11 protein-coding genes and 1 pseudogene are annotated in these 13,277 nt (G+C 67.2%); 9 read left to right on the forward strand and 3 right to left on the reverse strand.

Annotated features, from left to right (window positions below; all coding sequences use genetic code 11):
- The first annotated feature begins 281 nt into the window (after positions 1-281).
- The 9 genes from G3N96_RS33955 (at position 282) to G3N96_RS33995 (ending at position 10,595) form a co-directional block, all read left to right on the forward strand.
- On the forward strand, positions 282-1,391 hold the full coding sequence (locus tag G3N96_RS33955; protein WP_206139923.1) for an NAD(P)/FAD-dependent oxidoreductase: 1,110 nt from the start codon (positions 282-284) through the stop codon (positions 1,389-1,391).
- 137 nt (positions 1,392-1,528) lie between these two features.
- A complete protein-coding gene (locus G3N96_RS33960; protein ID WP_039354792.1) occupies positions 1,529-1,840 on the forward strand; it encodes a high-potential iron-sulfur protein in 312 nt (103 codons plus the stop codon).
- Between the two features lie 191 nt (positions 1,841-2,031).
- Complete coding sequence (locus G3N96_RS33965; protein WP_089495809.1) at positions 2,032-3,339, forward strand: MFS transporter; 1,308 nt, start codon at positions 2,032-2,034, stop codon at positions 3,337-3,339.
- 343 nt (positions 3,340-3,682) lie between these two features.
- Positions 3,683-5,311 carry an ABC transporter substrate-binding protein gene (locus G3N96_RS33970; protein ID WP_124582061.1) on the forward strand — a complete coding sequence of 543 codons (1,629 nt, stop codon included), beginning with the start codon at positions 3,683-3,685 and terminating at the stop codon, positions 5,309-5,311.
- 117 nt (positions 5,312-5,428) lie between these two features.
- Positions 5,429-6,439 carry an ABC transporter permease subunit gene (locus G3N96_RS33975; protein ID WP_014895775.1) on the forward strand — a complete coding sequence of 337 codons (1,011 nt, stop codon included), beginning with the start codon at positions 5,429-5,431 and terminating at the stop codon, positions 6,437-6,439.
- 4 nt (positions 6,440-6,443) lie between these two features.
- Entirely contained in the window at positions 6,444-7,361 is a 918-nt protein-coding gene (locus G3N96_RS33980) for an ABC transporter permease subunit (RefSeq protein WP_039354804.1), read from the forward strand.
- A gap of 84 nt (positions 7,362-7,445) precedes the next feature.
- Positions 7,446-8,444 carry an ABC transporter ATP-binding protein gene (locus G3N96_RS33985; RefSeq protein WP_124582063.1) on the forward strand — a complete coding sequence of 333 codons (999 nt, stop codon included), beginning with the start codon at positions 7,446-7,448 and terminating at the stop codon, positions 8,442-8,444.
- The gene (locus tag G3N96_RS33990; protein ID WP_039354810.1) at positions 8,441-9,457 is read left to right on the forward strand and encodes a peptide ABC transporter ATP-binding protein; all 1,017 of its coding nucleotides are present in this window, start codon (positions 8,441-8,443) and stop codon (positions 9,455-9,457) included. Before G3N96_RS33985 ends, G3N96_RS33990 begins: the two co-directional genes overlap by 4 nt.
- A complete protein-coding gene (locus G3N96_RS33995) occupies positions 9,450-10,595 on the forward strand; it encodes a TraB/GumN family protein (RefSeq protein WP_206139924.1) in 1,146 nt (381 codons plus the stop codon). The genes G3N96_RS33990 and G3N96_RS33995 overlap by 8 nt, the downstream gene beginning before the upstream one ends.
- A 559-nt stretch (positions 10,596-11,154) precedes the next feature.
- Here G3N96_RS33995 and pxpA read toward each other — a convergent pair.
- The 3 genes and pseudogenes from pxpA to G3N96_RS34010 form a co-directional block, all read right to left on the reverse strand.
- Positions 11,155-11,919 (reverse strand): 5-oxoprolinase subunit PxpA, encoded by a 765-nt coding sequence (gene pxpA / locus G3N96_RS34000; RefSeq protein ID WP_089495806.1) that lies wholly within the window; start codon positions 11,917-11,919, stop codon positions 11,155-11,157.
- Between the two features lie 73 nt (positions 11,920-11,992).
- Complete coding sequence (locus tag G3N96_RS34005) at positions 11,993-13,060, reverse strand: biotin-dependent carboxyltransferase family protein (protein WP_124582067.1); 1,068 nt, start codon at positions 13,058-13,060, stop codon at positions 11,993-11,995.
- A pseudogene (locus G3N96_RS34010) lies at positions 13,057-13,200 on the reverse strand (carboxyltransferase domain-containing protein); the annotation flags it as partial. The gene G3N96_RS34005 and the pseudogene G3N96_RS34010, both read right to left, overlap by 4 nt.
- Positions 13,201-13,277 lie beyond the last annotated feature (77 nt).

Genomic DNA, 13,277 nt, shown 5'->3' on the forward strand with positions numbered 1-13,277 from the left:
TTGCACGGGCTCGGCGCAGCACGGCACGACGGGTACGAGGAAATCGCGCAGCGCGACACCCTGGCCGACGAAGGCGCGGCGAAGCGCCGGCCGATCGGCTTCTGAACGAGCGGCGCGCGCGCAGCGGTGGCCCTGGCGGCCCTGGCGGCGTGCGCGTCGTGCCGTGCGCGCCGCGTCATGCACGGCGTCGTCGCGAGACGCTGCACGACCTTCGGCAAGCGGATGAACCGGGACGTACAATTCCCTTCTCTCCCCTCGACGCGCTAGCGGCGCGAAACGTCATGGAGCAGATGGATTGTGTCGTGATCGGCGCGGGCGTCGTCGGTCTGGCGATTGCGCGCGAACTGGCCGCGCGCGGGCGTGAAACGCTCGTGCTCGAGGGCGCCGATGCGATCGGCACGGCTACGAGTTCGCGCAACAGCGAAGTGATCCACGCGGGGCTCTACTATCCGCGCGGGTCGCTGAAGGCGACGTCGTGCGTGCACGGGCGTGACCTGCTGTACGAATTCTGCGAGACCCATCACGTGCCGCACCGGCGCGCCGGCAAGCTGCTCGTCGCCACGAGCGCCGCGCAGGTGAAGCAGTTGAGGGCGATCGCCGCACGCGCGACCGAAAACGGCGTGCTCGACCTGATGCCGCTCACGCGCGCCGAGGCGCAGACGATCGAGCCCGCGCTCGAATGCGTCGAGGCGTTGTTCTCGCCGTCCACCGGCATCGTCGACAGCCACCAGCTGATGCTCGCGCTGCTCGGCGACGCGGAGCGCGACGGCGCCGTGTGCGCGCTGAAATCCCCGGTCGAATCGATCGACGTGCTGCGCGGCGGGCGCTTCGTCGTGCGCACGGGCGGCGACGCGCCGACCGAGATCGAGGCCGCCTGCGTGATCAACAGCGCGGGCCTCGGCGCCCAGGCGCTGGCGCGCCGCACGCACGGCCTCGACCCGCGCTGGGTGCCGCCGCTCTATCTCGCGCGCGGCAACTACTTCAGCCTGTCGGGCCGCGCGCCGTTTTCCCACCTGATCTACCCGATGCCCGACCGCGCGGGGCTCGGCGTGCACCTGACGCTCGACCTCGGCGGGCAGGCGCGCTTCGGCCCGGACGTCGAATGGATCGATGCGCTGCGCTACGAAGTCGATCCGGCGCGCGCGACCGCGTTCTACGCGTCGATCCGCGCGTTCTGGCCGGGCTTGCCCGACGGCGCGCTGCAGCCGGCGTACGCGGGCATCCGGCCGAAGGTCGCGGGGCCGGGCGAGCCGCCGGCGGACTTCATCGTGCAGGGCGCCGCGCAGCACGGCGTGCGCGGGCTCGTGAACCTGTTCGGCATCGAGTCGCCGGGGCTCACCGCGTCGCTCGCGCTCGCGCAGCGGGTGGGCGACATGACGGCTTACCGCTGACGCGGCGCACTCGCCCGGTGTGTCGAATTTCTTATCTATGACATTTCGACGCGCACAACTATTTGCTTGAGCGTTATTCTGTCGAACGGCTGTCGCCAGAACAGCTTTCAAACCGATAACGTTGGAGCGAGTCCCCCATGAAAACATCCCGTCGGAGTTTCCTGATTACGAGCATTGGTGCCGTGTCCGCGCTGGCGCTGTCGCGTGAAGCGCTGGCCGATGCGCCGATGCTCGCGGAAAGCGACCCGACCGCGACGGCACTCGGCTACAAGGCCGATGCGACGAAGGTCGACAAGACGAAGTACCCGAAATACGCGGCAGGCCAGGATTGCGCGGCCTGCATGCTGTACCAGGGCAAGAAGGGCTCGGCCTCGGGCCCGTGCGGCGCCTTCCCCGGCAAGCAGGTGTCGGCGAAGGGCTGGTGCAGCGCCTTCTCGAAGATGGGTTGAGGCCCGCGCGGCATCGTGCGATGCCGCATTGTGGCGAAAACCGCACAACGCCCGCCGTCGAAAGATGGCGGGCGTTTTTTATTGCTTGAAAACGGTTCCGTCGCTTTCTACACTCGCTGCACACCGGCGCGCCGCGGGCACTCCGCGCGCCGCGCAGCCCGACACGGCGAACCGACGAGGACGAGGCACGCATGGCGACGATTGCGAATTCAACGAAAACGAGCCGGCCCGAGCGTGCGCTGAACCGCCGTGCGGTCGCGGCCGCCGTGATCGGCAATGCGCTCGAGTGGTACGACTTCACGGTGTTCGGCTTCATGACGGTCGTGATCGCCGAGCTGTTCTTCCCGACCTCCAGCGAATACTCGTCGCTGCTGCTGACCACCGCGACGTTCGGCGTCGCGTTCTTCATGCGTCCGATCGGCGGCATCGTGTTCGGGCTGTACGCGGATCGCGCGGGCCGCAAGGCCGCGCTGTCGCTCGTGATCCTCCTGATGACGGCCGGCATCTTCCTGCTCGCGGTCGCGCCGCCGTATGCGGCGATCGGCATCGGCGGCCCGCTCCTGATCGTGCTCGGCCGTCTGCTGCAGGGCTTCTCCGCGGGCGGCGAATTCGGCAGCGCGACGGCGCTGCTGATCGAGGCCGCGCCGTTCTCGAAACGCGGCTTCTACGGCAGCTGGCAGATGGCGAGCCAGGCGGCCGCGCTGCTGATCGGCGCGCTCGTCGGCGCGGCCGTCACGCGCGGGCTGTCGCACGAGGCGCTGCGCAGCTGGGGCTGGCGCGTGCCGTTCATCCTCGGGCTCGTGATCGGCCCGATCGGTTTCTACATCCGCCGCCATCTCGCCGATTCCGAGGCGTTCCTGCATGCGCAGCAAAGCGCGCGCCGCGTGACGCTCGGCGAAGTGTTCACGCGCTACCCGCGCGAGGTGCTGTGCGGGCTCGGCTCGGTGATCGCGCTGACGGTGACGATCTACGTGCTGATCAGCTATCTGCCGACCTTCGCGGTGAAGCAGCTGAAGCTGCCGTACGCGGAATCGTTCTATGCGGTGATCGTCGGCAACCTGCTGCTGATGGTGCTGTCGCCGATCGCGGGCGCGTGGTCGGATCGCATCGGCCGAAAAGGGCTGTCGCTGTGGTCGCTCGCGCTCACGCTCGTGCTGATGTATCCGCTGTTCGCGTGGCTCGACGCGGCGCCGAGCATCGCGCGGCTGATCGCGGTGCAGGCCGTGCTGTCGGTCACGCTCGCGGGCTACTACGGGCCGTTCGGCGCGATGATCGCCGAGCTGTTCCCGGCCAACGTGCGCTCGACCGGGCTGTCGATCGCGTACAACGTCGCGGTGATGCTGTTCGGCGGCTTCGGGCAGTTCATCGTCACGTGGCTGATCAAGGTCACGGGCACGCCGCTCGCGCCGACCTACTACGTGATGGCCGGGATCGCGCTGTCGATCGTCGCGGTCGCGTTCGTGCCCGCGCGCAGCGCCGACCTCGATGCGCCGGCGTGACGACGCGGCGACGCGCCGACGCGACAACATGACGATTCGACGACGATCACCGGATCGTTTCGCAAAACGCAATGATGTGCTGCAGATCACGGGAAAGCGGCGCGCCGGCCCTTCGTGGTCGCGCCCGAATTGTTTAGTCGTCGAACGAAACTTGCGCGAAATGAACGAAATGGGCGCTCGCGCGCGTTGTGGCATTTTTTACTCCCACTAAACATCGGCAAAAACCCGGCGGGACATCTAGAAGAGTTTTTTCTCCAGCTTGTTGCCACATCGTTAGCTCAAGTAATATCCGCGTACGCCGGCCCCTGGCGGGCCGGTTCCGATCTGGAGACCTGGAGGAAACATGGAATACAACCGTCTGTTGCACACCCTGCGTGTTACCGCCATTGCAGGCGTGGCAGCGGCATCGCTCGGCGTCGCGGGCTCTGCATTCGCACAGATCCCGAACAAAACGCTCGTCTACTGCTCAGAAGGCAGCCCGGCGGGTTTCGATTCCGCGCAATTTACGACCGGCGTCGATTTCACCGCAGCCACGTTCACCGTCTACAACCGCCTCGTCGAATTCGAGCGCGGCGGCACGAAGGTCGAGCCGGGCCTCGCCGAGAAGTGGGACGTGTCGCCGGACGGCAAGGTGTACACGTTCCACCTGCGCCACGGCGTGAAGTTCCACACGACCGACTTCTTCAAGCCGACGCGTGAATTCAACGCGGACGACGTGCTGTTCTCGTTCCAGCGCATGCTCGACCCGAACAATGCGTTCCGCAAGGCGTACCCGGTGTCGTTCCCGTACTTCACCGACATGGGCCTCGACAAGCTGATCACGAAGGTCGAGAAGGTCGATCCGTACACCGTGAAGTTCACGCTCGCCGAACCGAATGCGCCGTTCATCCAGAACATGGCGATGGAATTCGCGTCGATCCTGTCGGCCGAATACGGCGACCAGCTGATGAAGGCCGGCAAGGCCGCCGACATCAACCAGAAGCCGGTCGGCACGGGCCCGTTCATCTTCCGCAGCTACACGAAGGACGCGACGATCCGTTTCGACGGGAATCCTGATTACTGGAAGAAGGGCGAAGTGAAGATCTCGAAGCTGATCTTCTCGATCACGCCGGATCCGGGCGTGCGCGTGCAGAAGATCAAGCGCAACGAATGCCAGGTGATGAGCTATCCGCGTCCGGCCGACATCGCGACGCTGAAGGCCGATTCGAACGTCGACATGCCGTCGCAGGCCGGCTTCAACCTCGGCTATCTCGCATACAACGTCGAGCACAAGCCGGTCGACAAGCTCGAGGTGCGTCAGGCGCTCGACATGGCGATCAACAAGAAGGCGATCCTCGAGTCGGTCTACCAGGGCGCAGGCCAGGCGGCTAGCGCGCCGATGCCGCCGACCCAATGGTCGTACGACAAGAACCTGAAGATGGCGCCGAACGACACCGCGAAGGCGAAGGCGCTGCTCGCGAAGGCCGGCTTCCCGAACGGTTTCGAGATCACGCTGTGGGCGATGCCGGTGCAGCGCGCGTACAACCCGAACGCCCGCCTGATGGCCGAGATGATCCAGGCCGACTGGGCGAAGATCGGCGTGAAGGCGAAGATCGTCACGTACGAGTGGGGCGAGTACATCAAGCGCGCGCACTCGGGTGAGCAGGACACGATGCTGATCGGCTGGACGGGCGACAACGGCGATCCGGACAACTGGCTCGGCACGCTGCTCGGCTGCGAAGCGATCAAGGGCAACAACTTCTCGCACTGGTGCTACAAGCCGTTCGACGAGCTGGTCCAGAAGGGCCGCACGACGACGGGCCAGGACGCGCGGACCAAGCTCTACATGCAGGCTCAGCAGATCTTCGCGCAACAGCTGCCGTTCTCGCCGATCGCGAACTCGACGGTCTACCAGCCGGTGCGCAAGACCGTGGTCGACATGCGTATCGAGCCGCTCGGCTATGCCCGCTTCGACGGTGTCAGCGTGAAGTAACGCGCCCGGCGTAAGCTGTCTACGAAGACCGAGACCGGCTAATTCATCCGGCGGCGGGAGGCCAAAAGCTTCCCGTCGCCGGTCGCACATTTCCCACAAGAAAATACGAGACGCATCATGTTCACATTCGTGTTGCGCCGCGTGGGCATGGTGATCCCGACTTTCATCGGCATCACCATCCTGGCGTTTGCGCTGATTCACCTGATACCGGGCGACCCCATCGAAGTGATGATGGGCGAGCGCGGCGTCGATCCCGCGATGCATGCGGAGGCGATGAAACGCCTCGGGCTCGACCAGCCGCTGCCCATGCAGTACATCCACTACATCGGCCGGGCGCTGCATGGCGACCTCGGCACGTCGATCATCACCAACACGAGCGTCGCGGGCGAGTTCTTCGCGCGTTTCCCGGCGACCGTCGAGCTGTCGCTGTGCGCACTCGTGTTCGCGCTCGCGGTCGGGCTGCCGGCCGGCGTGATCGCCGCGTTGCGGCGCGGCTCGGTCGTCGACCATGGCGTGATGGGCACCGCGCTCACCGGCTATTCGATGCCGATCTTCTGGTGGGGGCTGATCCTCATCATGGTGTTTTCGTCGTACCTCGGCTGGACGCCCGTGTCGGGGCGCATCGCCGTCGAATACGACTTCCCGCACCCGACGGGCTTCATGCTGATCGACGCGCTGCTCGCGCCGGATGAGGGCTCGTTCAAGTCGGCGGTCAGCCACCTGATCCTGCCCGCGATCGTGCTCGGCACGATCCCGCTCGCGGTGATCGCGCGGATGACGCGCTCGTCGATGCTCGAAGTGCTGCGCGAGGATTACATTCGCACCGCCCGCGCGAAGGGGCTGTCGCCCGCGCGCGTGGTCGTCGTGCATGCGCTGCGCAATGCGCTGATCCCGGTCGTCACCGTGATCGGCCTGCAGATCGGCACGCTGCTCGCGGGCGCCGTGCTGACCGAGACGCTCTTTTCGTGGCCCGGTGTCGGCAAGTGGCTGATCGATGCGATCGGCCGCCGCGACTATCCGGTCGTCCAGGGCGGCATCCTGCTGATCGCGACGCTCGTGATCGTCGTGAACCTGGTCGTCGACCTGCTGTACGGCGTGCTGAATCCGCGCATCCGCCACACGAGGTAATCCCATGAGCAATCTGCAAAATACCCTGCCGACCGAATCCGCGCCGGCCGGCGGCCGTGCGCTCGCGCTGCGCGAGTTCTGGGCCAACTTCTCGCGCAACCGGGGCGCCGTCGGCGCCGGCATCGTCGTGATCGTGCTGATCCTGGTCGCGCTGCTCGCGCCGCTGCTCGCGCCGCACAGCCCGGTCGAGCAATACCGCGACTTTGTGAAGATCCCGCCCGCGTGGCTCGACGGCGGCAACTGGAAATTCATCCTCGGCACCGACGAAGCGGGCCGCGACATTCTTTCGCGCCTGATGTACGGCGCGCGGATGTCGTTCTGGATCGGCTTCGTGTCGGTCGTGCTCGCGCTGATCCCCGGTATCGTGCTCGGGCTCGTCGCCGCGTTCTTCCAGAAGTGGGCGGACACGCCCGTGATGCGCATCATGGACGTGCTGCTCGCGCTGCCGTCGCTGCTGCTCGCGGTCGCGGTCGTCGCGATCATCGGCCCGGGCCTCACCAACACGATGTTCGCGATCGCAATCGTCGCGCTGCCGGCCTATGTGCGCCTCACGCGCGCATCGGCGCTCGGCGAGCTGCAGAAGGAGTACGTGACGGCGTCGCGCGTGGCCGGTGCCGGCACGCTGCGCCTGATGTTCTCGCAGGTGCTGCCGAACTGTACGGCGCCGCTGATCGTGCAGGCGACGCTCGGCTTCTCGTCGGCGATCCTCGACGCGGCCGCGCTCGGCTTCCTCGGCCTCGGCGTGCAACCGCCGACCGCCGAGTGGGGCGCGATGCTGGCCTCCGCGCGCGACTACATCGACAACGCGTGGTGGATCGTGACGATGCCGGGCCTGTCGATCCTGATTTCGGTGCTCGCGATCAACCTGCTCGGCGACGGGCTGCGCGACGCGCTCGATCCCAAACTGAAACGGATGGCCTGAGATGAAACAACCCCCACACTCTCTTCGTTCGTTGCCCCCCGAGGGGGCGGTCATCCTCCTTGGGGCGGCCCGGCGGAGGACGACATGACCCAGAATCTTCTGACCATCCGCAATCTCGCGGTGAACTTCAACGGCCTGCCCGCCGTCGACCGGATCAACCTGTCGATCGCGCCGGGCGAGGTGGTGGGCGTCGTCGGCGAATCGGGCTCGGGCAAGAGCGTGACGATGATGGCGCTGATGGGCCTGATCGACGCGCCGGGCAAGGTGACGGCGGACGAAGTCACGTTCAACGGCGTCGACCTGCTGAAGGCGTCGCCGAAGGCGCGCCGCAAGATCGTCGGCAAGGACATCGCGATGGTGTTCCAGGACGCGCTGACGAGCCTGAACCCGAGCTATACGGTCGGCTACCAGATCAAGGAAGTGCTGAAGCTGCACGAGGGCTTGCGCGGCGACGCGCTGCACCGGCGCGCGCTCGAACTGCTCGACCAGGTGGGCATTCCCGATGCGAAGAACCGCATCGCGTCGTTCCCGCACCAGATGTCGGGCGGGATGAACCAGCGCGTGATGATCGCGATGGCGGTGGCGTGCAACCCGAAGCTGCTGATCGCCGACGAGCCGACCACCGCGCTCGACGTGACGATCCAGGCGCAGATCATGGACCTGCTCGTGAAGCTGCAGAAGGAGCGCGGGATGGCGCTCGTGCTGATCTCGCACGACCTGGCCGTGGTGTCGGAAGTCGCGCAGCGCGTGGCGGTGATGTACGCGGGCGAGGTGATCGAGACCAACCGCGTGCCCGACATCTTCCGTGCGCCACATCATCCGTACACCGAAGCGCTGCTCGCGGCGATTCCCGAGCACAATCAGGGGGCGCGTCGCCTTGCCGCATTGCCCGGCATGGTGCCGGGCCGCGATGATCGCCCGTCCGGGTGCCTGTTCGCGCCGCGCTGCAAGTACGTCGTCGACGACTGCCGCAAGGCGCGGCCGGCGCTCGACACGCTGGTGCCGGCCAACGATGCGATGCGCGCGCGCTGCATCAAGCCGCTCAACGTTTCCAACCTCGACCTGACGGGAGGTGCACGATGAATGCAGTCAATCAAACGCCTCGCGTGTCGCACGACGAGGAAGCCGTGCTGGTGGCCGACGGCCTCGCGAAGCACTATTCGGTGAAGCGCGGGATGTTCGGGCAGGGCACGGTGAAGGCGTTGAACGGCGTGTCGTTCTCGCTGAAGCGCGGCAAGACGCTCGCCGTCGTCGGCGAATCGGGCTGCGGGAAGTCGACGCTCGCCCGCCAGCTGACGATGATCGAGACGCCCACCTCGGGCAGCCTGACGATCGACGGCAAGAACGTCGCCGGCGCCAGCCGCGAGACGGTGGCCGACCTGCGCCGCCGTGTGCAGATGGTGTTCCAGAACCCGTTCGCGTCGCTGAATCCGCGCAAGACCGTCGAGCAGACGCTGTCCGAGCCGCTCGAGATCAACGCGAACCTGACCGCCGCCGAACGTGCGCAGCGCATCGCGCAGATCATGCGTACGGTCGGCCTGCGGCCCGAGCACGCGAAGCGTTATCCGCACATGTTCTCGGGCGGCCAGCGCCAGCGTGTCGCGATTGCGCGCGCGATGATCCTCGATCCGCGCATCGTCGTGGCCGACGAGCCGGTGTCCGCGCTCGACGTGTCGATCCAGGCGCAGATCCTGAACCTGTTCATGGATCTGCAGGAGCAGTTCAAGACGAGCTACGTGTTCATCTCGCACAATCTGTCGGTGGTCGAGCACGTCGCGGACGACGTGATGGTGATGTACTTCGGCAGTGTCGCGGAGCTGGGCGACAAGGCGACGATCTACGCACGGCCGCGCCATCCGTACACGCGCGCGCTGATGTCGGCGACGCCGGCGATCTTCGAGGAAGACCGCCGCGTGCAGATCAAGCTGCAGGGCGAACTGCCGTCGCCGCTCAATCCGCCGTCGGGCTGCGCGTTCCATCAGCGCTGCCCGTATGCGGTCGAGCGCTGCCGGGTGGAGGAGCCGCAGCTGCGCGAGGTCGACGGCCGGCGCGTGGCCTGCCATCGGGCCGAGGAGGTCGGGGAGGAGAATGCCTGAAGCGTTGGCGGCGCGCGCGTCCGGCGTGCGCCGTGCGGGGGCAAGCAGCGCGCGCGTGATGCGCGCGTACCGCTACGCGCGGCGCTGGAGCGTGCGTACCGTCACGGGCGCGGCGCTGGCCGGCGCGTGCGTGGCGGCCAGCCTCGTGGTTCCCGTCGAATCCGCGCGCGCCGAAGGGCGCGCGCCGGCCACTTCACCGATCCATCCGTCGCAAGTCCCGCCGCCCGGCATGAGCCTGCCGGGCTTCCACGCGCCCGCCGTGTCGAACGGCACGGTTTCGAGCGGCTCCGTGCGCGTCCAGCCCGCACGCATGCCGTTCTACGTCGCGACCAAGGGCAAGGTCACGCTCTACGTGCTCGGCACGCTGCACACCGGCGACCCGTCCGACTACCCGAGCGCGCAGCCGTTCCGGCCGCGCATCCTCGCGGCGCTCGCCGCGTCGCCCACACTGGCGCTCGAACTGTCGCCCGACGATCTGCTCGAATCGCAGGACGACGTGTCGAAGTACGGCGTCTGCCGCTACCCGTGCCTGCAGCGGCTGCTGCCCGAGCCGCTGTGGCAGCGGCTCGCGGCACGCCTGCACGGCAACCCGGCGGCGCTCGTCGAGATCCGCAAGATGCGGCCGTGGCTCGCGGCGCTCGTCGTCGAGACCTACGATTCACTGTCGGCCGGCCTGCAGACGGAATACGGCACCGAGGCGCAGCTGCAGAACGTGTTCCTGAAGAAGAAGGGCGGCCGCGTGATCGGGCTCGAGACGCTCGCCGAACAGATGCGCGCGTTCACCGGGCTGACGCTCGCCGAGCAGCGCGAGATGCTCGCGCAGGACATGGTGCAGACGCCCGCGCAGAACGCCGACGACATCAAGGCGCTGCATCGACTGTGGCGAATTGGCGACGCCGATGCGATCTCGGCATGGGCGGTCGCGAAGAGCGAACGGCTCGCGCGTTCGAAGGCGTTGTCGGACGCGATCGACAACAAGATCGTGTACGAGCGCAACCGGCGCTTCGTTGCACGGATGACGGCAATCGCCGCACCGAACCGGCCGCTGTTCGTCGCGATCGGCGCGCTGCACCTGGGCGGCCCGCGCGGCGTGCTCGAATTGTTGCGTCAACAAGGTTACAGCGTCGACGCGAACTGATCGCCGTCAACGTGCCCGAACCGATCCTCCCCTGTTTGATCGACGCCGTGCGAGCGGCTCAAACGCCTGGTTGGGCACGCGATTCGATAAGGAAAACCCTCGAATCATCAGAAAATAGCGTTTCAAACGATTGACATCCCGATCTGCCAATATCTATTCTTCGATCCACAAGTTGAAAAAATGAAAAGAATAGAAAAAGTTCTACGGGGTAGCAGAAAATAAAGCGCGGGGTTAGCGCGTTGCCGGCACGTGGTGCACGTGCCGGCCGCGGAAGTGTCTGCATGTACGGCGGGGCCAATCATCGTCGGACAACAACAAGGCATGCAGGCCGACTTGCGGGATAAGCAACGTTCCGTCGTCCCACCGGGGAAAGGCAGTGATCGGGCGGCGGCGGACGTTTTTTAATCCGGAATATTTTTCCGGTCACCGTCGCAAGACGGTTTCGGGGGGCGAATCGACAGACGGCGAAGCCGCACCGATTGCGCCAACGGAAAAGCGCCACGAGGGCGCTTTTTTCTTTGGTGCGACGGATCGTGCGTGCGCCGGCGCGATCGGCGCATCAGGCGCGTTCGTCGGCCTGCAGCATGCCGGGCGCGACCACGTCGACGCCCACCGCCTCGAGCGCGGCGCGAATCCGTTTCGCGAAGACCAGCGCGTGCGGCCCGTCGCCGTGCAGGCAGACGGTCTGCGCATTGAGCATCACCCATTCGCCGCCGATCGCCCGCACCTGCCGGCTGCGCACCATGTCCAGCGTGCGCGCGATCATCGTGTCCTCGTCGTCGATCAGCGCGCCGGGCTGGTTGCGCGGCACGAGCGAGCCATCGGCGCGGTAGCCGCGATCGGCGAACACTTCCTCCACCGCGGCGAGCCCCGCGTGCCGCGCGGCCGCGACGAACACGCTGTTCGCGAGCCCGAACACCGCGAGCGACGGGTCGAAATCGCGGATCGCGGACACCACCGCATCGGCGATCAGCGGGTCGCGCGCGGCCTGGTTGTACAGCGCGCCGTGCGGTTTCACGTGCGCGATGCGCCCGCCCTCGGCCTGCGCGATCGCCGACAGCGCGCCGAGCTGGTACAGCACGCCCGCGTAGATGTCGCTGGCCGGCAGCTGCATTTCCTTGCGGCCGAAATTCTCCGGATCGTGAAAGCTCGGGTGCGCGCCGATCGCCACGCCTTTCTGCACGGCCCAGCGTACGCAGTCGCGCATCGCGTTCGCACCGCCCGCATGCCACCCGCATGCGATGTTCGCGGACGTCACGAGGTCGAGCAGCGCCTCGTCCGAACCGCATCCTTCGCCGAGATCGGCATTCAGATCGATTTGCATGATGTTCCTCGTCCACTGATTGCGTGGCCCGTTTTCTCTACGACGACTGCCTTCGGTACCGCTACCGCCATTGTCACGCCGCACGCGACTCGGCGCGGCGGCGCGCTTCCTCGCGCAGGTCGATCGCCACGTCGATCTGCCGCAGATACGCACGTTCCGCGGCCAGCGCGGCGCGCGCGGCGTCGGGTGTCGTGCGCACGAAGCGGATCGGCAGGTTGAGCCGCGCCTGCGCGAGTTTCCACAAGTCCGCACGGATCACCGTGCCGATCTTCGGGTAGCCGCCGGTGGTCTGCGCGTCGTGCATCAGCACGATCGGCTGGCCGTTCGGCGGCACCTGGATGGTGCCGGGCAGCACCGCGTGCGACAGCAGCTCGGCCGGCCGCTCGCGCACGAGTTCGACACCGGCCAGCCGGTAGCCCATGCGGTTGCTGTTCACCGTGACCAGCCATTCCTCATCCCAGAACGCCTGCTGCGAATCGGCGGCGAACGACGCGTAGTCGGGGCCCGGCAGCACGCGCACCGGCATCGCCCACGGCGCATGCGCGGGGCGGTGACGGCGCGGCGGCTCGTCGACGCGCACGAACGCGCACCACGCCGGCGCCTTGACGCCGAATTCGGGCGCGTCGGCCGCGAGGCAACCCATCCCGGCCGGAAGCACGCCGACCGGAAGGCGATCGCCGTCGCGCAGCGCGCGGCCGCCGAGGCCGCCGAAGCGTGACGCGAGATCGGTGCTGCGCGAGCCGAGCATCGGCAGCACGTCGATGCCGCCCGCGATGCACAGGTAGCCGCGCATCCCGCGTTTCGCGGCGGGCAGCACGAGCGTCTGCCCGGCCTCGACCGGCAGGCTCCACCATGAATATACGCGCTGGCCGTCGAGCGTCGCACCGAACTCGGTGCCGGTGATCGCGATGCGGGTCGCGCGCGTGAAGCGGAAAGCGGCCGGGCCGATCGTGATCTCGACGGCCGCCGCATCGGGGCGGTTGCCGACCAGCCGGTTGCCGACTTCGAGCGCGAGGCCGTCGAGCGCGCCGCCCTGCGCGACGCCGAGATGGCGCGCGCCGCGGCGCCCGAGATCCTGCACGGTGGACAGCGGGCCGGCCCGCACCACTTCGATGGTGCCCGGTACGGTGCTCTGGGTCATCGTGCGTCGACTCCGGCAATGGTGAAGCGTACGCGGTCGCCGGGCAGCAGCAGCGACGGTTGCGGCCGCGCCGGATCGAACAGCACGTGCGACGTGCGGCCGATCAGCTGCCAGCCGCCGGGCGACGTGGCCGGGTAGATGCAGATCGGAAGAGCGTCGTTGAGGGAAAGAGTGTTTGCCTAGGTGTAGATTTCGTTGGTGCTCGGCGTGTTAAAAA

This window comes from Burkholderia sp. Se-20373, from assembly GCF_017104705.1.
GTDB lineage: Bacteria > Pseudomonadota > Gammaproteobacteria > Burkholderiales > Burkholderiaceae > Burkholderia.

Bases quoted from the DNA above. Each gene is read 5' to 3' on its own strand.
- G3N96_RS33955 (WP_206139923.1), top strand. From the start codon at position 282: ATGGAGCAGATGGATTGTGTCGTGATCGGCGCGGGCGTCGTCGGTCTG.
- G3N96_RS33960 (WP_039354792.1), top strand. From the start codon at position 1,529: ATGAAAACATCCCGTCGGAGTTTCCTGATTACGAGCATTGGTGCCGTG.
- G3N96_RS33965 (WP_089495809.1), top strand. From the start codon at position 2,032: ATGGCGACGATTGCGAATTCAACGAAAACGAGCCGGCCCGAGCGTGCG.
- G3N96_RS33970 (WP_124582061.1), top strand. From the start codon at position 3,683: ATGGAATACAACCGTCTGTTGCACACCCTGCGTGTTACCGCCATTGCA.
- G3N96_RS33975 (WP_014895775.1), top strand. From the start codon at position 5,429: ATGTTCACATTCGTGTTGCGCCGCGTGGGCATGGTGATCCCGACTTTC.
- G3N96_RS33980 (WP_039354804.1), top strand. From the start codon at position 6,444: ATGAGCAATCTGCAAAATACCCTGCCGACCGAATCCGCGCCGGCCGGC.
- G3N96_RS33985 (WP_124582063.1), top strand. From the start codon at position 7,446: ATGACCCAGAATCTTCTGACCATCCGCAATCTCGCGGTGAACTTCAAC.
- G3N96_RS33990 (WP_039354810.1), top strand. From the start codon at position 8,441: ATGAATGCAGTCAATCAAACGCCTCGCGTGTCGCACGACGAGGAAGCC.
- G3N96_RS33995 (WP_206139924.1), top strand. From the start codon at position 9,450: ATGCCTGAAGCGTTGGCGGCGCGCGCGTCCGGCGTGCGCCGTGCGGGG.
- pxpA (WP_089495806.1), bottom strand. From the start codon at position 11,919: ATGCAAATCGATCTGAATGCCGATCTCGGCGAAGGATGCGGTTCGGAC.
- G3N96_RS34005 (WP_124582067.1), bottom strand. From the start codon at position 13,060: ATGACCCAGAGCACCGTACCGGGCACCATCGAAGTGGTGCGGGCCGGC.